Origin of the sequence: Achromobacter xylosoxidans (genome assembly GCF_002192695.1) — a bacterium.
Lineage (GTDB): Bacteria > Pseudomonadota > Gammaproteobacteria > Burkholderiales > Burkholderiaceae_B > Achromobacter > Achromobacter xylosoxidans_C.
This window is the reverse complement of the sequence record NZ_MTLG01000044.1, coordinates 1-19,502: the sequence shown is the minus strand read 5'-3', so window position 1 is coordinate 19,502 and position 19,502 is coordinate 1. Positions and strand designations below refer to the sequence as shown.

13 protein-coding genes and 6 pseudogenes are annotated in these 19,502 nt (G+C 59.3%); 3 read left to right on the top strand and 16 right to left on the bottom strand.

Annotation, left to right across the window (positions count from 1 at the left end; all coding sequences use genetic code 11):
* Positions 1 to 208 precede the first annotated feature (208 nt).
* Both BRO63_RS04725 and BRO63_RS04720 read right to left on the bottom strand, forming a co-directional pair.
* The gene (locus tag BRO63_RS04725) at positions 209 to 1,144 is read right to left on the bottom strand and encodes a LysR family transcriptional regulator (RefSeq protein WP_088138671.1); all 936 of its coding nucleotides are present in this window, start codon (positions 1,142 to 1,144) and stop codon (positions 209 to 211) included.
* 219 nt (positions 1,145 to 1,363) lie between these two features.
* Positions 1,364 to 2,666: pseudogene (locus BRO63_RS04720) on the bottom strand (IS30 family transposase).
* Between the two features lie 88 nt (positions 2,667 to 2,754).
* On the opposite strand from BRO63_RS04720, the pseudogene BRO63_RS04715 reads away from it, so the two are divergent.
* A pseudogene (locus BRO63_RS04715) lies at positions 2,755 to 3,019 on the top strand (IS3 family transposase); the annotation flags it as partial.
* Between the two features lie 98 nt (positions 3,020 to 3,117).
* Here BRO63_RS04715 and BRO63_RS04710 read toward each other — a convergent pair.
* The 11 genes from BRO63_RS04710 to BRO63_RS04660 all read right to left on the bottom strand — a co-directional run bounded on the left by BRO63_RS04710 (position 3,118) and on the right by BRO63_RS04660 (position 14,510).
* Positions 3,118 to 3,420, bottom strand: a complete 303-nt coding sequence (locus tag BRO63_RS04710; RefSeq protein ID WP_063599767.1) for a YciI family protein — start codon at positions 3,418 to 3,420, stop codon at positions 3,118 to 3,120.
* Between the two features lie 103 nt (positions 3,421 to 3,523).
* Complete coding sequence (locus BRO63_RS04705) at positions 3,524 to 4,909, bottom strand: MFS transporter (protein ID WP_088138670.1); 1,386 nt, start codon at positions 4,907 to 4,909, stop codon at positions 3,524 to 3,526.
* A gap of 204 nt (positions 4,910 to 5,113) precedes the next feature.
* Positions 5,114 to 6,091: a PDR/VanB family oxidoreductase gene (locus tag BRO63_RS04700; RefSeq protein ID WP_063599755.1), complete on the bottom strand. Its 978-nt coding sequence runs from the start codon at positions 6,089 to 6,091 to the stop codon at positions 5,114 to 5,116.
* A gap of 97 nt (positions 6,092 to 6,188) precedes the next feature.
* Positions 6,189 to 6,668 carry an anthranilate 1,2-dioxygenase small subunit AndAd gene (andAd, locus tag BRO63_RS04695; protein WP_011489368.1) on the bottom strand — a complete coding sequence of 160 codons (480 nt, stop codon included), beginning with the start codon at positions 6,666 to 6,668 and terminating at the stop codon, positions 6,189 to 6,191.
* Between the two features lie 2 nt (positions 6,669 to 6,670).
* The gene (andAc, locus tag BRO63_RS04690; RefSeq protein ID WP_011489367.1) at positions 6,671 to 7,933 is read right to left on the bottom strand and encodes an anthranilate 1,2-dioxygenase large subunit AndAc; all 1,263 of its coding nucleotides are present in this window, start codon (positions 7,931 to 7,933) and stop codon (positions 6,671 to 6,673) included.
* Positions 7,934 to 8,728: 795 nt separating this feature from the next.
* A complete protein-coding gene (locus tag BRO63_RS04685; protein ID WP_088138669.1) occupies positions 8,729 to 9,712 on the bottom strand; it encodes an AraC family transcriptional regulator in 984 nt (327 codons plus the stop codon).
* A gap of 109 nt (positions 9,713 to 9,821) precedes the next feature.
* Entirely contained in the window at positions 9,822 to 10,880 is a 1,059-nt protein-coding gene (locus BRO63_RS04680) for a maleylacetate reductase (protein WP_063599757.1), read from the bottom strand.
* On the bottom strand, positions 10,877 to 11,593 hold the full coding sequence (locus BRO63_RS04675; protein ID WP_256943243.1) for a dienelactone hydrolase family protein: 717 nt from the start codon (positions 11,591 to 11,593) through the stop codon (positions 10,877 to 10,879). The genes BRO63_RS04680 and BRO63_RS04675 overlap by 4 nt, the downstream gene beginning before the upstream one ends.
* Before the next feature lie 15 nt (positions 11,594 to 11,608).
* Complete coding sequence (locus BRO63_RS04670; RefSeq protein WP_088138668.1) at positions 11,609 to 12,592, bottom strand: Bug family tripartite tricarboxylate transporter substrate binding protein; 984 nt, start codon at positions 12,590 to 12,592, stop codon at positions 11,609 to 11,611.
* Between the two features lie 26 nt (positions 12,593 to 12,618).
* Positions 12,619 to 13,731, bottom strand: a complete 1,113-nt coding sequence (locus BRO63_RS04665; protein ID WP_011489354.1) for a muconate cycloisomerase family protein — start codon at positions 13,729 to 13,731, stop codon at positions 12,619 to 12,621.
* The gene (locus BRO63_RS04660; protein ID WP_088138667.1) at positions 13,728 to 14,510 is read right to left on the bottom strand and encodes a chlorocatechol 1,2-dioxygenase; all 783 of its coding nucleotides are present in this window, start codon (positions 14,508 to 14,510) and stop codon (positions 13,728 to 13,730) included. Before BRO63_RS04660 ends, BRO63_RS04665 begins: the two co-directional genes overlap by 4 nt.
* Positions 14,511 to 14,670: 160 nt before the next feature.
* Here BRO63_RS04660 and BRO63_RS04655 point away from each other — a divergent pair.
* A pseudogene (locus BRO63_RS04655) lies at positions 14,671 to 15,553 on the top strand (LysR substrate-binding domain-containing protein).
* Positions 15,554 to 15,696: 143 nt separating this feature from the next.
* On the opposite strand, the pseudogene BRO63_RS04650 reads toward BRO63_RS04655, so the two are convergent.
* A pseudogene (locus BRO63_RS04650) lies at positions 15,697 to 16,307 on the bottom strand (LysE family translocator).
* A 280-nt stretch (positions 16,308 to 16,587) separates the two neighbouring features.
* Positions 16,588 to 17,211 (bottom strand): annotated as a pseudogene (locus tag BRO63_RS04645) (IS1595-like element ISCsp2 family transposase); the annotation flags it as partial.
* Between the two features lie 58 nt (positions 17,212 to 17,269).
* On the opposite strand from BRO63_RS04645, the gene BRO63_RS04640 reads away from it, so the two are divergent.
* Positions 17,270 to 18,817, top strand: coding sequence for an IS91-like element ISPps1 family transposase (locus BRO63_RS04640; protein ID WP_021227193.1), 1,548 nt, complete (start codon positions 17,270 to 17,272; stop codon positions 18,815 to 18,817).
* 189 nt (positions 18,818 to 19,006) lie between these two features.
* Here the strand turns inward: BRO63_RS04640 and BRO63_RS04635 are convergent.
* Positions 19,007 to 19,502 (bottom strand): annotated as a pseudogene (locus tag BRO63_RS04635) (type IV conjugative transfer system coupling protein TraD); the annotation flags it as partial.

The window sequence follows — 19,502 nt, the reverse complement described above, 5'->3', positions numbered from 1 at the left end:
TTCAATGAAGCCTATTGTCGTGGATTAGGGAGGCTGTGCAGAGCATCCTTAGGTAAAAATTAACCGGTAAGCCGATCCTGCCAGGAACCGCAGTAGTGTTTCTTATGGCTACCGAAATAAACGTGCCAACGGCACTCTTTTACGAAACCAGTGATGCTCTCTAAGCGTTATTTCAACGCACATAGATATAGCCGCGAACCTCTTAATTTTACTGGATTGACACTCCCCAATAGTCAGGTGCTTCGAAAAGCTCTGCGTAGAAATCGACAAACGCTCGTACCTTGGAGGACACTTTCTTCTTTGGAGGATAGATTGCCCAAACGGAACTCGGATTGCGGCCGACGTGCGCTTCCCAGTCTGGAAGAAGATGGACCAGCTCTTTAGTCTTCAGTGCTTCGTTGACAGTCCAGCTTGGAAGCAACGCAATACCCGCTCCTGCGACGGCAAGACTCATAAGTGATTCGGTATCGTTTGCCCGGATAGCGCCCTGTAGACGTATGGGGGCCTCTGCGCCCCCCTTGCCCTCGTTCACTCTGCGTAGGAGCCATCTGTCGTCGCCGACCAACGTAAAACGCAAAGCTTGGTGCGTGCTTAGCTCAGCCGGCGCAGCAGGTGCGCCGTGCTTAGCCACGTAACTGGGACTTGCGCACACGATGCGGCGATGCTCCGTTAGTTTGCGCGCCATCAACTGGGAATCGGTTAGTGATCCAACACGAATCGCCAGATCAATACCAGAATCAATCAGATTCACCACCTCATCAGTGATGACTGCGTCGATAGTTATGTCCGGATATCTTTCCAGAAACCGTGGAAGATGCTGCATCACATGGCGCCGCCCGAATGAAACCGGCATGGTCACCCGTAAATGACCCTGGGGCGACATATTTAGTGAGGCAGTCATATGACGGGCGTCTTCAAGTGCTTGAATGGAGATCGCAACCTGTTCGCGGAAGACAGTTCCGCCCTCCGTGAGGACCAATCCGCGCGTGGATCGGTTGAAAAGAGCGATGCCGAGGTCGGCTTCAAGTTGAGCGATGTACCTCGATACCGTGGACGTCTTGACTTCGAGGTGCAGTGCCGCCTTGCTGAAGCTATCATTATCAGCGGCACAAAGAAATGCGCGTACTGCAGCGTAGTAGTCCATTGTTTTTCGTGTCATGGGGCGAAGTTGGAATAATTTTCGGCATCCAGATCGTAAAGCAAAAAAATATCGCGGCAATAAGAGCGCCGCCGTTCTCACCTTACACTGATGCGAGCAGCATGTGCAGGGGCGCATCCCGCTCCAAATTTTGATTCACAGACTTTCACTGACGTATGTAGATCATTGAATAAGGGGCGAAAGCCCGAGACGTTCAGGGCGGATTCAACCGGTCGTCGCAACACCGGGTTGTCTAACGGATTTTAGATACTCGTTCAAGGTCTCAGCCAGTGTTTTCCAGTCGAGTGTTTTACGCGGCCTGTTGTTCAAGGTCCGGGCCATGGCTTGAATCTCTTGCTCGCTCCAGCGGGACTGGTTAGTGCCTTTGGGGGAGTATTGGCGTAGCAGACCGTTCGTGTTCTCATTCGTGCCGCGCTGCCGTGGGCTATTAGGGTCGGCACAACTGGGCAGGCAGCGTGGTCGCGGTTTTTTTTTGTGCGCGTTGGCCATGGTGATGGCCCCGTAGCCTGCCTGCGCAGGACCGTTCTTCTCCCGAGGAATTACTCCATAGCCCACCTCGCGAGGCAAATGCACGAGCATGGTGAAGCGGCTCGATCGATCCACCAGCGTCCCGATGGCGGAGCTGTCCAGGCCGATGATCAAATCACCTTCCCAATGTCCCGGCACGGCACGACCTTCTGCCTCTGCAGGCCGACTGGAGATCATCACCTCCTCGCTAACATGAGCCCATGCCTTGGCCTGGACCCAGGCCCCTGGCCCTTGGCATTCGCAACGCACGGCCCATACGCAGATCGCTCACCAGCTCGCGCATGAGGGCCCCTCGCCCCTGAATGTAGAGGGCCTGGTTGACAGCTTCGTGGGAAATGCGCATGGACTTTTCATCCGGGAAGTTGACCTGCAGACGGTTGGCAATCTGCTCCGGCGACCAGCTATTGACCCATTTGCGGTAACCACGATGAGGCTTGTTGCGGCCGATGAACGGAGCTTGCTGAGGCCCGGCGACATCCCGCCCTCGAGCATCGTGAATCTTGCCCTCAAGGCGGTCTTGGACATACTTGCGCAGCTGCAGATTGGTGAGCAGCTTCGCTGGCTTGGGTCTCTTGGCCACCAGATCGGACTTCCATTGCGCAACTGAAGCCTGATATTCGAGCTTGCCACCGCGAGTCGCAGCGTTGCGGGTCAGCTCTCGTGAAATGGTTAATGGGCTTCGCTCCAGACGGCGAGCTATCTCCCGAACTCCATCGTCTTGAGCACGCAGAAGAGCGATACCTTCTCGCTTGGCGAATGACAGATACCTTCCCGATATGGGGTTCGACATGAACAATGGCATGCCACCACGATGACGGAACCAACGCGTGCCAACCGGCTGTGACACGCCAACGGCTTCGGCCGCCTTCTCACTCGTGATTCCGGTGGCAATCTGCTTCCAGAACTGCCGCTCCACCTCTCGCCGAAGCGAAGGAGCATCGGGTGAACGCATTGCCCCGTGTCCCGTTAACTTTTGCATCCACCCTGCTGGTGTTCCTATAACACCTCCATGATTGAAGGTGTTGCGATGACCGGTTGAATACGCCCAGTTCACCAGCCATGACTAGCAAGGTTTCCTGAGCGACCACAAGCTGGTGCGCAGCATGAGCCGGCGCGGCAACTGCCATGACAACGCCGTCGCAGAGAGCTTCTTCCAATTGCTCAAGCGAGATCGCATTCGCCGACAGATCTATTCGACGCGCGATGAGGCCAGGGCCGATGTCTTCAACTACATCGAGATGTTCTATAACGCCCAGGCGTCACCACAACACTGCTGGCAACACGTCGCCCGTAGAGTTCGAGCTGCGCCATTTCCAACGGCTCAAAAGTGTCCAGAGACGCCGGGGCGATTCACGCGAAGGAACTCAATTCACCTCAGCGTCCGTATGTCCGTTCCTTGAGTGGCGTGGTAGGAGGCCTGTACCCAGGATTTATGAGGTCCCCCGCCCCAAGGTCCATTCCCATGTGCGAACCGACAGCTCGGCAAACAGACCTGCCTGTACGTAGGGGTCGTGGGCCACGAAGGCGTGCACGTCGTCGATATGCGCCGCCTGCACAACGAGAAGCGTGCCATCCATGGCGCCTTGCGTGTCCAGCAACGGCCCCCCATGGACAACATTGATCGCGTGGCCCGGATGCTCGCGCAGCCAAATGCGATGCAACGGCCGTACCCGCGCACGCACTTCAGACATGCCAGGATGATCGGTTGCAATGACGATGAAGAAAGAAGCAATACTAGGCGCGCCTTCCGGCGATGCTGGCTGATTGGCATTCATGGCGAGTTCTCTCGGAGCTGGGGTGGGGCATGTTCTATGAAGAGTCGTTAGATCACAGCGATCAAGAGTCGCGGCCCAATACCACGCCTGCAGCAGGCCGCCCTGTCGCCCGCGATTCCTTGGCCGCCTCCTTTTCATTCGATGCCGACTTCGCATGGTCAATGCAGAAGATCAAGATCGCCGCCAGCAAGCCTGGAATGCCGATGGCAACGAAGTTGAGCCCCAGAGGCAATTCGGCGCCCACAAGCACACCAATCACGATCGGCGCCACAATGGCTCCCACACGCCCGACACCAAGGAACCATCCCAGCCCGGTTGCACGAATCGTGTTCGGGTAGAACTGGCCCACGTAGGCGCAGCCTACGATCTGCGTACCGATGGTCGTTCCGCCTGCAAGACCGATCAGCACATAACGCAGGCTAGTGCTGACCTCCTGCCCCAGCATGGCCAACGAGCCTGCCGCAATCAGATACATGCCTGCGAGCACGTACTTGATGTGGAGCCGATCCGCTAGCCAGCCGCCAGCGATCGCGCCAAAAATTCCTCCCAGGTTCATCACGATCACGAAAGTCAAGGCTGAGCCGATGCTGTAGCCCGCCGAAGCCATCAGCTTGGTCAACCAGGAGCTTAGCGCGTACACCATGAACAGGCACATCACGCATGACAGCCAAAACAGTACGGTGCTCAGCGTGCGACCGTCCTGGAAGAGCTGCCTGACCGGCGCGTTTGCACCGGCTTGCTCGGCGCCGATGCCGACAAAGGTGTCATCCTGATGGGGTGTGTACGTGGGATCAATTTTCGCGGCGAGCTGTTGCAACGCGCGCGCGTCCTTCCTCCGAATGAGGAACGGCACCGACTCGGGCATGCTGCGGAGGATGAACGGGATCAACACGATCGGCGCGGCGGCCAAGAGAAAGACCGACTGCCAGCCATGGACCTCAATCAGCGATTTTCCAAGCACTGCCGCCAGCACCCCACCAACACAATATCCGCTGAACATCAGCGCGACCAACATGGCTCGCATGCGCTTTGGCGAGTACTCCGTCATCTGCGCGATCACATTGGGCATCACTCCACCGATGCCCAGGCCTGCCACGAAGCGGGCCAGCGCAAAGGTCTTGGGGTCGTTGGTCAGGCCGGCCGCGGCCGTGAACGCGCTGAACAAAAACACGCAGATCGCAATGGCTTTGGGGCGGCCGATGCGCTCACCCAACGTGCCGAAGAGCAGATTTCCGAACAACATGCCAAAGAGCGCCGAACTCACCATTAAACCGGCATGCGCCGGCTCGATCGACATCGCCTGCATGATGCTCGGTAGCGCAATTCCGGCGACGGCAAGGTCGTAGCCGTCCATGACGATAATCAATGCACACCACAGCAATATGCTGAGATGGAATCGGTTGAATTTCGCTTCCGCGGTGAGGGAGGCAAGGTTGATCGTACGCATCCGATTCTCCGGTTAAGAATTTACGTGGGCTCATGAGGACCTTTTCGACCCCATCCTCTTCGTTGTTGCAGTCCCTGCTTTTGGGGGTGCACTGAACGCAGACGCGCGATATCGGATCGAGGCTCCGTTTTCGATCCACCAGGACACTCTGGATCAAAGGCAATCGCCTGGCAGTGGCCACGTGCTACGCGATTGCTCCTGAACTCAGATATCGAGCACCAGACGAGCGGACTTCGACCTGGAACAGCACGGTAGGAACTGGTCGTTCTGGGCCTGCTCCTCCGGGGTGAGGTACATATCACGGTGATCGGGTTCGCCACCCAGTACACGCGTGAGGCAAGTACCGCAGACGCCTTGTTCGCACGAGGCGGGCAGTTCGATCCCGTGTGCGGCCAAAGCCATTAGCACCGTCTCATCGGCGGCTACAGGGATGACCTCGCCGGTGCTCGCCACCTGGACCTCAAAGCTGCCATCGTTCTCTGATTGCGGAGGCTCGGCTTTGAAGAACTCGTAGTGCAACTGAGACTCGGGCCAGCCCGAGGCCCGCGCCGCTGCGAGGACCGCATCCATAAAGCCGGATGGCCCGCAGGTGTACAGATGCATCCCAGGCTGAGGGCAGGACAGCAGAGCAGGCAGATCCAGCTTTTGCTCGGGCGTGCCATCATCGTAGTAGTGGTGCACCTTCGCCGCGTAAGGCGCTGCCGCGAGCGCGCCGCGGAAGGCCGTCGCTTCGGCAGAGCGAGTGCAGTAATGCAAAGAAAACGGCCGGCGGGCAGTCGCCAGTGATTGCGCCATGCAAAGCAATGGCGTGATTCCGATTCCTCCTGCAAGCAGGAGACTGCTCTGGGCTGATGCACTCAACTCGAAGAGGTTTCTTGGCGTACCGACAACGAGCTCGCTGCCTGCATGCACAAGGTCGTGCATCGCCACCGATCCCCCTCGTCCCTGCGGGTCCTTGAGAACGGCGATCTGGTAGGTTTCTGCAGCGGTGTCGCAGAGCGAATATTGGCGCGTCAGGCCGCCCGGCAGTTGCACATCGATGTGTGCCCCCGCGGTGAACGTGGGAAGAGGCTGGCCGTCCACACTGGCCAACTCAATCAGGACAATGTCCTTTGTTAGAGCCTCTTTGCGCACGACACGAACACGCAATGAAGCAGGATCGGGAAGGAAGGCAGTATTCATCGTTCTCACAAAATAGTCATTGCCTCACCGTTTGAGTGGCGGCCTGCATTGAGAGGTTGCATACGGAAATCAGCATTCTCAACATCGCCGCCAAGTCTCAGATCGGAGTGGCCAGCAGAGTCTGTACGCGCAAGGTGTCGTACATCACACGCTTGGCGCGATAACGCCAAACGCCGTTCGCCTTGACTACTTCGTCTTGGTAGGCCCCCGCCTGATAGATAGAGGACTCGCCAGTCAGGCCGGTGATGACCACGACATAACTTGACGTCGTTTGCACGGTGTCCTGTGCCACGTTCGTCAGAACCAGGCCCGAAACCAGGTGCCGGTAGGTGTGGCTTTCGTAGATGTTGGCATTGCGCAGCGAGGTCACCCGGTCGCGTAGCATCTTCTGATTGCGACAGTAGATGACCGGCGCCGGCAGCCCTGCATCCACGTTCTCCTTTGGAATGATTTCGTATCGACAGTCCTCTGTGAAAAATTGCGGCCACGCCTCAAGGTTTCCGCTGTCGAGCGCGCTCACGTACTGGTGCTGCAAGATTGCGATTTCGGTCCAGAGTTGTGCGTTGTTCGTATCCATGCTCAGTACCCCATCAATGCCTGGTAGCTGGTCCAGAAGCGTCGGATCATGTATTCGGTGATCGAAGAGTCCGTCTCCTCTGGAACGTCCTGGGCCATAGCGATGTACGAATGGCTGTCCGGGTCCATGCGCGTGGCGCGCTGCACCAGTTCTGTGGCCTCCGTGTCCTCCATCGAGATGTAGCCTGCGGGACCGACGAGGTTGGCCTGGAGGAGGCGCAGTTCGCGCAACTCCGGGGTATCGTCCTCGTAGCCGAAGAAATGAAAGATCAGCTCGAAGTTGTTCGGACCCTTGGGGAGCAACTGGCGCGCCGCCAGCGTGTTGTGGATCTGCTGGATCACCAATTGGGGGAAGATGGCCTGGATGTTGTTGGTGGTGATTTCTTCGTACTCTTGGATCTGCCCGAGCAGGGTTGGGTCTTCCAGCACGAGCTTGTTGTTCATCGTGCGCACCTTCTGGGCCTCGTAGGCCGCAGCGGTATTGGTATCGACTTCAGGCTTGGTCGAGGTCAAGAGGCTGTGCAGGCCGCCCACATCCGCCATCTGGCGCACCTTCATCCCCACGCGGTAGATGTTGAAGGTTGTGTGAAACAGATGCAGAAGGCTCGCGTGGTAGCCATCCTTGACGTTTTCCAGGTACAGCTTCCAGTTGGACTTGGAATACTGCCGCGTGCAGCCGAGATAGACCACCGGCTTGTGAAAGATGCGGTCAATCCAGGGGCGCATCATCGGACCGATGTAGTCCTCCAGCGACGGCGTGTCTTGGCGAAAGGTGCCGAACACCAGCCCACGATAGCTGGCGACGCGCACCTGCTGCAGACCATGCTCTTCGGTCTTGAAGTCAGCCGGCATGCCGGCCATTCCATTCTGGCCCCGGCGGAACGGGACGCCCAGCAGATCGCCCTTGGCCGAATAGCCCCACTGGTGATACACGCACGCATGGGAGCGGGCGTTGCCCCGCAGCTCGCGGCAGACCTGCGCGCCGCGGTGCGCGCATCGATTGACCCAGCATGACAACCCATCGGGCGTGCGCGTCACGACTACCGGCGTGTCGCCGATGAAAGTGCTCTTGAAGTCGTACACGTTCGGGATCTCCGCCTCCAAGCCGAGGAAGGACCAGGTCGCACCGCGAAAGATTCGCTCCTGCTCGCGGTCATACACTTCCTGCGAACTAAAGACCCGAAAAGGCACTTCGGAACCATTGGGCTGTAAAAAAGACACTGTGCGCTCGGCATGCGCAGACGGCTTGGCGACCATTTCGGACATGGCTTAGTCTCCTTTTTCAACATTGCGTTGAATGGAGTCTAGGAACGCCTGCTCATCTCAGCTATCCGCTGCGCGAATATGTATATGAATCAGAATCCGGATTGCGAAAATCCAAGGGATATCCCCAGAGTCCGAAACTGGTGAAAATAGAAAGACCCCAGGCGACATGCCATGCGGCCGGCCTTAGCGCGTGCGCGTACTTTCTTAATTGTTGAATTGATCGGCTGGGCGATTCCGTACCTTGGAGCGGCGCCAAGAAGGCCGTATCAGACGGATGTCAGCGATGAAGAGTGGAGCTTTGCTGCGCCGTACCTTGCTTGCCTTCATGGCCGAGGACGCTCCGCAACGCGATCCATTGCCTTAACGAACTGAGGGCTTGGCACTCCGGGGCGTCCACACACGCTCTCAGGCTGGTACTGCTAAGGTGCTGTGTTGGCTGCCTCCGCCGCCTGCGTAAGCATGGGGCATAGACCAAGGGCAGGATCAGGATCACCACGTCTGCGGCACCGAGATAAGCGATGAAGCGATGGATGGGGGAATCCGGTTCGCTAACACCAGGCAAGACGCCACAGCCCATCCGTCAGGCAACATTGACTCCAGTTGCCGTCACGCGGGTCAGCAAGGATTTGAGCCGGTCTGGAAGGACGGTGCCAAGGCCTCGAACGGTTCGGCCCCGCAACAGCGGCAGCCCATCCTGCAGATCCTGCAGCGCGCAAACCAGTCGTGCTCGCGAGAGACATACCGGCCGTCGCTACGCCGTAGCGTTCGGCATGCACTGACGCTGCGATATCGCAGTCAGGAGAGAGCGCAACACCGACGCTGCGCCGTCTGGTGCGGTGACTCTCCGAAGCGTTGCCGGTAGTAGGCGGCGAATCGGCCGAGGTGGCCGAATCCGTAGAACAGGGCTGTCTCGGTGATGTTGGCACTCGGGTGCTCGGATAGCCACGCATGGACAGCATCCAGGCGCATGTCTCGTAGCAACTCCATGGGGCTCATCTGCCGGTGACGTTGACAAGTCTGCTGGAGGACCCGGGCGCTGACGCCGGCCGCACCTGATAGGTCTGCCAGTCCGATAGGCGCCCCAAGGCGCTCACGCATATAGTCTTCCATGGCCTGAAGCCGGGCGATGGGGTCGCGCGTAACGAAGTTCCGATCGCTCGACTCGCGCGGCAAACTACAGGAACTGGCCGCGCGCAGCAGCGAAGCCAAGCCCTGCTCGATATGCTCCACCCACGCGGCGGACTCTCCCGCGCAGGTCGGTGCGGACGACGCACCCAGCAACACCTGGACTAGCAGCAGCCACTGCGCATCCAGCCCTGCTGGCAAAGTCGCAAGCGGTGCGATCGGTGCGACGTCATCTGACTCGATCATGTCGCGCGGGATTTTCAGGATAAGTTGCTCACATCCTGCCTCCCAGCGCATGCGCCAATTTCGCCGTGGCGCCATCCAGCCGGTGCGCCCTTGTGGCAATACCATATACTGGCCGTCAACGGTCAATTCTGCGGCGCCTCTGATCGAATGATGCACCACGATGAACTCCTCGCTCGGTCTTGGTGCAATTTCGACCTCTGCACCATAGCGAAAGGAGAACAGGGTTAGGCGCCGCGCGCGTGCCTTGTACAAAGCCGCATCGACGTTGCCCGAACGCCATGTCAGGCTATGGTCGGCCAACTCTCGCGCTGCCGCGTCATGCATGCGCACGGCCTGATGGGACTGGAATACACGTTGTCGGTAAAGGGCGTGGAAATTCCTCGGAGGAGAGTAGGACAGATGCGCCATCGCAACCTCGTGGTGGTGTTGTTGTGTTCACTCCGCCCGGCTGTGCGGCTGGAGTGGCCAACGCCTGGGGCGTCAACTTGTATCAAAAGAAAATTCCATGCCAACCTCCTCAAGCGGAAGGCGGGCGTCCGTGGTACGCATCGCGCAGCAATGCAAGCAATGCGTCTCGATCCAGTTCCCGCGGATTGGGATAGCGGTCCTGCAATGCCAGGTCGCCAACATGCTCAATATCCTCCTCGTGCATTCCGAGATCGCGCAAGGCCACGGGTGCGCCATTGTCGCGAGCCAATTCGTACAAGGCCGTGGGTGGATCGTCATGCCCCAGGGCAATGCGCAGCACACGCATTGCGTCTGGCACCGCGCGCGCGTTATAGGCCAGCGCGTGGGGCAGCACGACCGTATGGGTCTGGGCATGAGGGAGATCGAGCGTTCCTCCCAGCGTGTGGCACAGCTTGTGGTGCAATGCCATACTGACGTTGCCAAGCACGCTCGCGCAGAGCCAAGCGCCATAAAGCGCGTCGCCGCGAGCCTGAAGATCTCTTGGTGATTGATACAACTTGGGAATCGCGCGTACCGTCGCTGCGATTCCTTCCTGGGCCATGATGGTAAGCAGCGGCGTGGCATCTGGCGCATACAGGCCTTCAACTGCATGGGCTATTGCATTGATCGCGCTGGTCACGCTGATGCTAAGGGGTAGCTCTAGGGTCAGCCGGGGCTCGTAGATAACTGCACGGGGCATGACGCGCGCGTCGCGGCCGGTTTTCTTGACGCCACCCTCTGTGATACCGAAGATGGACGTCATCTCGCTACCTGCATATGTCGTGGGCACAGCGACGATGGGCAACTCTGTACGGAGCGCCACGATCTTAGCGAGTCCGATAGTAGATCCCCCACCAATCGCAATGACGCCATTAGCCTCACTCGTGCGCGCAATCTTGCAGGCCTCCTCAGCCACCAAAGCGGGTACATGCATGGTCGCACCATCGTAGAAGGCTGCCACGTGGCCGATGACCGGCTCGGCCACTTGCCGTCCCAGGGGCGCCTGCTCAGGCGTGGTCAACACGAGCGCCCGGTCAATGCCGAGACGTTCCAGTTCCTGCGGCAATCGGGCGAGGCTATCGGGTCCAAAAATGACCCGCGGGGAACGATAGTCGTGAATGAAATTCATGGCTTCTTGCTCTGCAAGGGCGCCAGGAAATCCAGTGTACGTTCGTTGGCCAACGCCGCGGCACTCGCCACATAGCCCGGACTGCTCGTCCTGGCGAACGAGTGTCCGGCCTCTTCGTACCAGTGCACTTGCAGCAATGGATTGGCACCGAAGCCTTCAGTAATCAGCTGGCGGCTTGGCGCGGGCACGAAGTGGTCTTGGCCGCCCATGTGAAACAACGCCGGATGCTTGACTTCCGGGACCTTGTTGAGTTGCTTCTCCAGTCCAACACCGTAGTAGCCTACGGCGCGATCCACGTATCCTTTGGCGGCCACTAGAAAGGCAAGCGCACCGCCCAGGCAATACCCCACCAATCCCACCTTGCCGTTGCTGTAGGGTTGGTGTCGCGCATAGCGGATAGCAGCCTCCAGATCGCCCACGCCGGCCTCCATGTCGAAGGCCTGCCAGAGCTTGTAGGCTTGCTCTCTCTGCGCCTCATCCTGCGGATCGAGTGCTGTACCTGGCGCCTGGCGCGCGTACAGATCAGGGCAAACTGCCGCATACCCCTGGTCGACCAGCCATGACACCGTTTCTCGCATGAACGCGTTCACACCAAATATTTCTTGAGCGATCACAATCACGGGAGCGGGCGCTTTGGCCGGCGAGCCCACGAGCGCGCCGAATGTATGCCCGTCATACGATTGAATCGATATCCCTTCAGTCAACATCTTCATCTCTCCGATTACAGTTCATTGGGTGTTGAGTCGATGGTGGACGATCAACTGGCCCCATCGGTCGATCTCGTTGTCCCATAAGACGCCCAGAGCTTGCGATGTTCCCCCCTGCGCTGAAGCGCCGATATCCGCCAGCGCCTTTTGTACCTCCGGGGTCTTCAGTGCTTCATTCATTGCTGTGTTGAGCACCTTGACGATGTCCGGCGAGGTACGTGACGGCACAAATAAGCCAAACCATGTCAGGACCTCGAACTTCGGAAGGTCGGCTGCTTGCGCCAGGGGAGGAATCCCAGGCAATGAGGGCGCGGGTTGCAAGCTGGTGACACCCAGCGCACGCACCCGTCCAGATTTGATAAACGACTGCTGTGCGGCGATCGAATCGACCATCATGGAGACTCGCCCCGCGATCAGGTCGGCGGCAGCTGGCGTGCTCCCTTTGTAGGGCACGTGGAGCAGGTCAACCCCGACCTGAGCGGCCAGCAGAGCGGCCGCCAGATGGATCGACGTCCCCATGCCTGCAGAGGCGAATGACACCTTACCGGGGTTGGCCTTTGCGTACGCTAGTAGGCTCCTGGCATCCTTGTATGGGGAATCAGCCGGCACCACTAGAACGCTGGGGATAGTTGCCAACAGCGCCACGGGGGCAAATGCTTTCCGAGCATCGTAGGCGACGTTCGGATAAAACCACTTGTCCACTGCCAGCCCTGTCGAGTTCACCAGCAGCGTATAACCGTCAGCCGGGGAGCGCGCGACCTCCGCGCTGCCGATGATCCCGCCCGAGCCCGGACGATTCTCCACTGTCACCGGCTGCCCCAGCGTTTGCGACACGCGCTGGGCCAAGACACGAGAAACCATGTCGATTGCACCGCCCGGCGGGAATGGAACGATCCATCGAATGGGCTTGCTCGGGTAGTCTGCAGCACTCGCCGTTACTGCCAGCAAGCTCAAGCCTACGCAGCCTAGCCAGACGACCAAACGAATTGATAAACGAGACAACATGGTGATTTTCCCCTAACTGACTTCAATCAACCCGCGCGGGTGAAGTGGCGCAGCTTGTCCGGATCGATATCAACACCCAACCCAGGACCCGAGGGCAACCGAATCTCGAAGTCCTTGATCTCGAGTTGGGTCTGCGTAAGCGTGTCGGCTAACACCCAGGGCCCTAGCAGTTCACATCCGAAGGGCATCGTCGGCAATGTGGCATACACATGGAGAGCAGCAGCGGTGCCGATTGATGAATCCAACATGGTGCCCCCATAGGACGCAATGCCCGAGGCTTCCGCGATCGCGGCGACCTTGAGGGTATTTGCCACCCCGCCCATGTTGCACAGCTTCAGCGAGAAGGCGTCGACGCAATGATGGCGCGCCAGTTCGAAGGCGGACGCCAGCGAGCTCAGGCTTTCATCGGCCAGGATGGCCACCCCGTTGTCGGCCGACAGGCGCCGAAGCGCATCGAAGTTGCTGCGTGCCACCGGCTGTTCGACCAGTTCGACACCGGCCGCCTCCAGGCGCGGAATCCACACCGATGCCGTGTTCTCATCCCAGGCCTGGTTGATATCGACCCGCACCGCAGCACGGTCACCGACGCGCTCGATAATCTTCTCGATATGGCGCAAATCATCTGCCGGGGAGCGCACGCCAAGCTTGATCTTGAACCGGTTGTGCCGACGCCGCTCGATCATTTCCTCGGCGATTGCGATGTCCCGCTGCGTGTCGCCGCTCGCCAAGGTCCAGGCAATGGGGATACCCTGCTGGATCGCGCCGCCGATCAAATCACTCAGCGGCAGGTTCAGAGAGCGTGCCTTCAGATCATGCAGCGCAACGTCGATGGCCGCCTTGGCCGAATAGTTTCCGGTTACGGCGCGCTCCATTAAGTGCTGGAGCTCTCGCAGATTTGTCGCGTCCTTGCCGATCAGGAGCGGCGCCAAGTACGTTTCGATGATGACCTTGATGGTTTCAGCGCATTCGGAACTCCAAGTCGGCCCACCTACGCTGCTGCCCTCGCCGATGCCGACAAGCCCGCCCGCACGGATCTGCACGATCGCATAGCTCTGCTTCTGCACCGTGGTAAACGACATCTGGATGGGACGCGAAGCTGGGACGTCCACCAGCGTCACATCGATCGCTTCGATCTTCATGCCACTGTCTCCGTAGCCGACTTGCGTTGCTCGGCCTGCTCACGCTCGATTACGAAGTCCAGGGTCATGACCCGCACCCCGTCCTCGATCGTCTCGGGCGTAATCAGGTCGGGGGTGACGCCGTGACAGCAGTCATCGTCCACCCATTTGCCCCCTTCGAAGTAGTATTGCGTGGTCAACGGTTCGAAACCGTCCTTGCGCACCTTGAAGTGCACGTGCGCCGGACGCCAGGTATGGCTGCCCAGGTGGCCCAGCAGACGCCCAGTCGGCCCCTCGTAGGGGATCTGGTATGGCATTGGCATCGTGGTGCGCACGCGAAAGTTGCCCTGGGAATCCGTCACGAGTTTTCCGCGGTAGTAGTCCACGGGGATGTTGTCGTGGATCCCGCTGTACAAGCCATCAGGCGTCGAGTGCCACACGTCGATGACAGCGCCAGCGAGCAACTCGCCCGTGTCCGAGCGCACCGTACCGCGAATGATCAGCGGTTTGTGGTCGTCGGTATCGTAGGTCTTGAGGACGCCTTCAACTACAGGAGCACCTTCCAGGAAGTACGGCCCCTGGATCGCAGGCGCAGAGGTCCGCGAGCGCTGCGCCTTGCCTTCGATGATGGTGCTGTTCAGGAAAACGTCCAGAAGCAGCGCGGTTTCCCGCGTCTGTGCGACCTCGGTGAGATAGTCGACACCCGCGCGGTATTCGGCTTCCGTGACGCGCTTGTCCAGCAAAATTTTGCGTACTGCCTCGACGATCGCGCCTGCGACCTCGGCAACTCGTTTATCCATGACTCGTCTCCTTTCAAGTTGAAACACCGATGAGTTGGTGCTTCAAACATGAATGCTAAGATTCGCGTGTCATGCGGTCCAATACCTTTTTTTAGCCTTTGCAATACGGGATCGGTATGGCTTAGCGGTGTCCACCCCTAGGGAAAACCAGAGGTCTTAAATGGAATTTCGGCAGCTTCGCTATTTCATCGCGGTCGCAGAAGAGGGAAATATCGGTGCTGCGGCAAGACGCCTGCATATTTCCCAGCCGCCCATTACCCGCCAAATACAGGCCCTGGAACAGGATCTCGGCGTGGTGCTGTTTGAACGCACGCACCGCGGCGTCGAATTGACGGCAGCGGGTACAACATTTTTAGAGGATGCCAGGCGCCTACTGCACGTTACCGAGATCTCAAGGGTGAGATCACGTGCAGCATCGCGCGGTGAAATCGGGGAATTGCGCGTCGCCTATTTCGGAACCGTCGTTTTGCATACGCTACCGCTACTGCTGCGGCAACTCTTGTCGGTTGCTCCCTCGGCAACTGTGTCCTTGACGCAGATGAGCAAGAACCGCCAGATTGAAGCGCTGGACGCTGGCACCATCGATATCGGGTTCGGGCGTTTCTACCCCTATCAGGAGGGTGTAGTTGTCCGAAACGTAACCAATGAGAGGCTATTTCTGGGTGCGCAAAAGTCGCGCGCTCGCTCGTTTGGTGAGCAAGTTCATTGCAGCGCGCTTCGTAACGAGCCCTTGATCCTGTTCCCGCGAGAAGGACGCCAGTTTTGCAGACGAAGTCATCGGCGTATTCAAAAACGCGCGAGTGGAGCCAAAGGTTGTCGCCATAGTTGAAGACGTCAATGCAGCCATGGCTCTGGCGTTGGCCGGCGTCGGCGTGACAATTGTTCCCGAGACAGTAGCCATGATTTCGTGGCCTGACTTCGGCTTCACTGAACTCGTGGGCTCCAAGGCCACTGTACCGGTCAGTTGTATCTACCGTCACGATCACATTGCGCCGATTCTGAAAACATTCTTGAACTTGCTACCTATTCGAGAATCGCAATAGATGCCAATCGTTAGGTTGTCGAGCCCGCAATTCGGCATAACACTGGCCGTAAAGCGGGCATCAATCGCTGTACTCCAACTCTTACTGCGACATGGCTCACGCTAAAAGGAAGGCACGCGCAGCGAGGGCAATGCCCGACGCAATCAGCGCCGGGCCACCGCTATCAGTACTCCGAAGCCGACCAGCCGCCCGCCGAAGGCACGGTCGATCCAATGGCGGAAAGCCAGCAGACGATCGCGCACGGCACCGGCAGAGAAGCATAAGGCCACCAGGCTAAACCAGCCCATGTGCGCCGCAGCGATGAAAGCGCCATAGCCAATCTGCACTGCCAGCGGAGTGTCGGGCCGCACCACCTGCATAAACAGGCTGACGATGAATACCGTGGCTTTGGGGTTCAGCGTATTGGTCAGGAAACCGGTACGCAGCGCAGCGCCATCCGAGAGCGGCGCCATACGCTTTTCGGTCAGTGCGCCGCCAGCTTTCGTGCACAGCATTTTTATGCCGAGATAAATTAGATAGGCAGCACCGACCAGTTGATGGTGTTAAACAACCAAAGCGATTGCTGGATTAGCAGGCCCACGCCGATCAACGTATAGGTGATATGTACCAGTATGCCTAAGCCTATGCCCAATGCGGTCAGCACGCCCGCGCGGCGCGACAGCATCAAGCTATTGCGCGTAACCGTTGCAAAGTCCGGCCCAGGGCTGATGACGGCCAGCAAGGTGATTGTGACGACAGCTATTAATTCGGTCATTGGCGTATCCGGTCGGAAACAATGAAATTAAGGCAGATGATATTCAAAATCAACGTGAAGGAATATCGATCTTTCCGGCCAATAATGGAGAACTGAATTCGACATCTTCCGGTACGCGTCAGCCTTCCTAGCGGGTGCTACGCTGTTTCGAGGCTGCCGCCCACTTGGAGAATTCAGCCGTGCGATGGTCGAGTCGCATCTAACCCACGGCGCAGTCAACCGCGTGGCACGTTCACTCGAAAACGCATCGCGGTAGCGTGAGCAGCGTAGCCGGCGCGTCCTCCTGCACAAAGGGGATTACGTGGGTGGCGGCGTCTCGGTCAATGCGGCGTAACCGGATGCGCCCAAACCCCTTGGGCTCCACGATCTCCACCGCCATGACCATCAACACTTTGGTGGTGCTGCTCTTGCGCCCTGCAGGGGTGGCGGGATTCTTGCGATCCGTGATGGACAGGTACGTTTCATCCACCTCCACAAGCCCCTTGAGCTTGTCCCGGCCCGGGCGGACCATGGCACGTCGAAACCGGTGCAGCATGGTCCAGGCGGTCTGGTAGCTCCCCAAACCCAATACGCGCTGCAGCCCCAGGGCGCTCACGCCTTGTTTCTGATTGGTCAGGTACCAAGCTGCAGCCAGCCAGACACGCAGCGGTGTGCGCGTCTTGTCAAAGATGGTTCCAGATGTCACTGTGCCTTGGTACTGGCATGAGCGGCACATCAGGCGGGTGCGGCTGGCGCGGTACACATCGCCAGCGTTGCCGCAACGCGGGCAGACGAAGCCTTGGGGCCACCGAAGCTTCTCCAGGAACGCCTGGCAAGCCTCTTCGGTGGCAAACCAGTCAAGAAATTCGTTCCAGGTGCGGGGGTAGTCCCCTCCAGGAGTTGGCGTTAGCATCTGGGTTTCCATCCAGCTATTCTCACGTCACTGGAGCTAAATAGATACCCCTTGCATTTGTACAGTATTCATGTCAGCCACTTCCAAGCCCAAGCTCTACAACCCACGCCACCCCGAACGCACGCTGCTCTACCAAACGGTAGCCGAGCACTACGAGACCTGGCTAGAGTTGGCCAGCGCGGGTCAGTTCGACGGCCAGGGCGACCACCACACCCCCAAGCCCTTCGTGCGCAAAGCGTTTGCCAAGTATCTTGAGTGCGGCATCTTTGCCCATGGCTTTGCCCGCGCTCGCTGCGGCGACTGTGGGCACGACTACTTTGTAGCCTTCTCCTGCAAAGGCCGGGGAGTCTGCCCCTCGTGCACCACCCGGCGCATGGTGGAGACGGCGGCACACCTGAGCGACCACGTTTTCCCCCGCCTGCCGGTGCGCCAGTGGGTGCTGTCCGTGCCCAAGCGGCTTCGGTACTTCATGCAACGCGACGGAGCGGTGCTGAGCATGGTGCTGCGCATCTTTCTGCGGGTGATCGCACAAACTCTGCAGACCCACAGCCCCGGTGCGGCCCATATGGACAAGGCAGGCCTGCACATCGGTGCCATCGCCTTCATTCACCGATTCGGCTCCGGCCTCAATGAACACGTCCACTTCCACGTTTGTGTGGTGGACGGGGTGTTTGAGGAAGTGGAGGGCGAGGGCGATGCTGATGCGACCCCTCGAATCTCATCGCCGGGTGTCATCTTTCACGCGGCCACCGGCATCGATGCGGCTACCGTGGCCCCAGTGCAGACCACACTGCAAAAACGTATCCTGCGCGCCTTCGTTGCTCGGGGCCTGCTGGAGAACTGTGACGCCAAAGACATGCTGGGCTACAAACACAGCGGCTTCTCGGTGGACGCCGGTGTCTGCATCGAAGCCCACGACCGCGCTGCGCTGGAGCGGCTGCTGCGCTATTGCGCGCGTCCACCGTTTTCCATGGAGCGCCTACGCAAAGAGGGAAGCAAACTGGTGTACCGCTGTGCCAAACAGCGCAGCGAGCCCACCAGTGACAAGCGTGGTGCCAAGGCAGATGAGCTGCACCTCACACCGCTGGAACTGATCGACCGCATCGCCGCGCTGGTGCCACCGCCACGCACCCACCGGCACCGCTACTTTGGTGTGCTGGCACCAAACTCGCCGCTGAGAGCGGCGGTAACGGCGCTGGCTCAGCCTGCTGCGTCGCAACCAGCCACGGTGGAGACTGCACAACCTGGCGCGGGCGTACCTGGGGTGGCGGCGCCGGGCAACGCGGCCACACCCACACCCGAACCTGAAGCACGCCCGAAGCGAGCGGCGCATTACTTGTGGGCGGTGCTGATTGCCCGCATCTACGAGGCATTTCCGCTGCTGTGCCCCATGTGCGGTGGGCAGATGCGCATCATTGCCTTCATCACCCACAGCGCCGAAATCCGCCACATCCTGAACCACATCGGGGTGGAGTCTGCCCCCCCGCACATCACCCCGGCACGCGGGCCACCGCTGTGGGAGGGCTGCGACGCGCCGGTGGATGATGGTGCGCAAGGCGAGCCGGATTGGGATCTGGCAGCTCAACCCGACGAGGTAGACCAGCGCGTCAATTGGTGACCCAGTGAAGCGGCGGTATCCATCGCTGCGGGGAAGCAGCTGCGCGCGCGCCAGGCCCAAATGCATACTGCCTCCCAAGCTCTTGCCATTGAGCGGCAAGCGAGCGCTCAACCTTCCTTGGCCGAACGTGTTTCGAGGCCCAAAACTCGTGCCATACTTGGCCTCATGCGGTTGAATTTCCTATCCGTTGAACTCGTCGCCCATCAACTCGTTGAACTCATCGGCATGGACGTTGATCGGCACGCGCGCGCCGGCCGAAGCGCCCGGCAGGCCATCGTCGATCCCGTGCTTGTAGATATGGCCTGCGACCGAGACGAGATCGCTGAACATCGAGTTGCCGACCGCTGCAGCGACCTCGGCATCGGACAGCGCGTCCAGGCCCACATAGACGATGGCCCGCTTCCTAATGACCTGCATCCAATCGAAGATCGGGCGCGGGTCGGCCAGGTCGGAATAGTTCGGGGCCAGGAGCTGCGCGATCTTGCCGCTCGTGAGTTTTTCCAGCAGAGGCAAGAGGCTGGCGACGATCTTGTCGAAATACGTCTTGTCGTACCGCACGGCAGAGCGCAAACCGTCCAGCACAGGGTCGTAGTTGCGGGCTTGGGACAGGTACTGCTCCAGCGCCACCACGCGCTTCTCGCGCCCGATCATGTTGCGCGGGATGTTCTTCTCGTTGAGCTTGGCC

Coding starts and splice junctions, on each gene's coding strand:
- BRO63_RS04725 (WP_088138671.1), bottom strand. CDS start 1,144: ATGGACTACTACGCTGCAGTACGCGCATTTCTTTGTGCCGCTGATAAT.
- BRO63_RS04705 (WP_088138670.1), bottom strand. CDS start 4,909: ATGCGTACGATCAACCTTGCCTCCCTCACCGCGGAAGCGAAATTCAAC.
- BRO63_RS04700 (WP_063599755.1), bottom strand. CDS start 6,091: ATGAATACTGCCTTCCTTCCCGATCCTGCTTCATTGCGTGTTCGTGTC.
- andAd (WP_011489368.1), bottom strand. CDS start 6,668: ATGGATACGAACAACGCACAACTCTGGACCGAAATCGCAATCTTGCAG.
- andAc (WP_011489367.1), bottom strand. CDS start 7,933: ATGTCCGAAATGGTCGCCAAGCCGTCTGCGCATGCCGAGCGCACAGTG.
- BRO63_RS04685 (WP_088138669.1), bottom strand. CDS start 9,712: ATGGCGCATCTGTCCTACTCTCCTCCGAGGAATTTCCACGCCCTTTAC.
- BRO63_RS04680 (WP_063599757.1), bottom strand. CDS start 10,880: ATGAATTTCATTCACGACTATCGTTCCCCGCGGGTCATTTTTGGACCC.
- BRO63_RS04675 (WP_256943243.1), bottom strand. CDS start 11,593: ATGAAGATGTTGACTGAAGGGATATCGATTCAATCGTATGACGGGCAT.
- BRO63_RS04670 (WP_088138668.1), bottom strand. CDS start 12,592: ATGTTGTCTCGTTTATCAATTCGTTTGGTCGTCTGGCTAGGCTGCGTA.
- BRO63_RS04665 (WP_011489354.1), bottom strand. CDS start 13,731: ATGAAGATCGAAGCGATCGATGTGACGCTGGTGGACGTCCCAGCTTCG.
- BRO63_RS04660 (WP_088138667.1), bottom strand. CDS start 14,510: ATGGATAAACGAGTTGCCGAGGTCGCAGGCGCGATCGTCGAGGCAGTA.
- BRO63_RS04640 (WP_021227193.1), top strand. CDS start 17,270: ATGTCAGCCACTTCCAAGCCCAAGCTCTACAACCCACGCCACCCCGAA.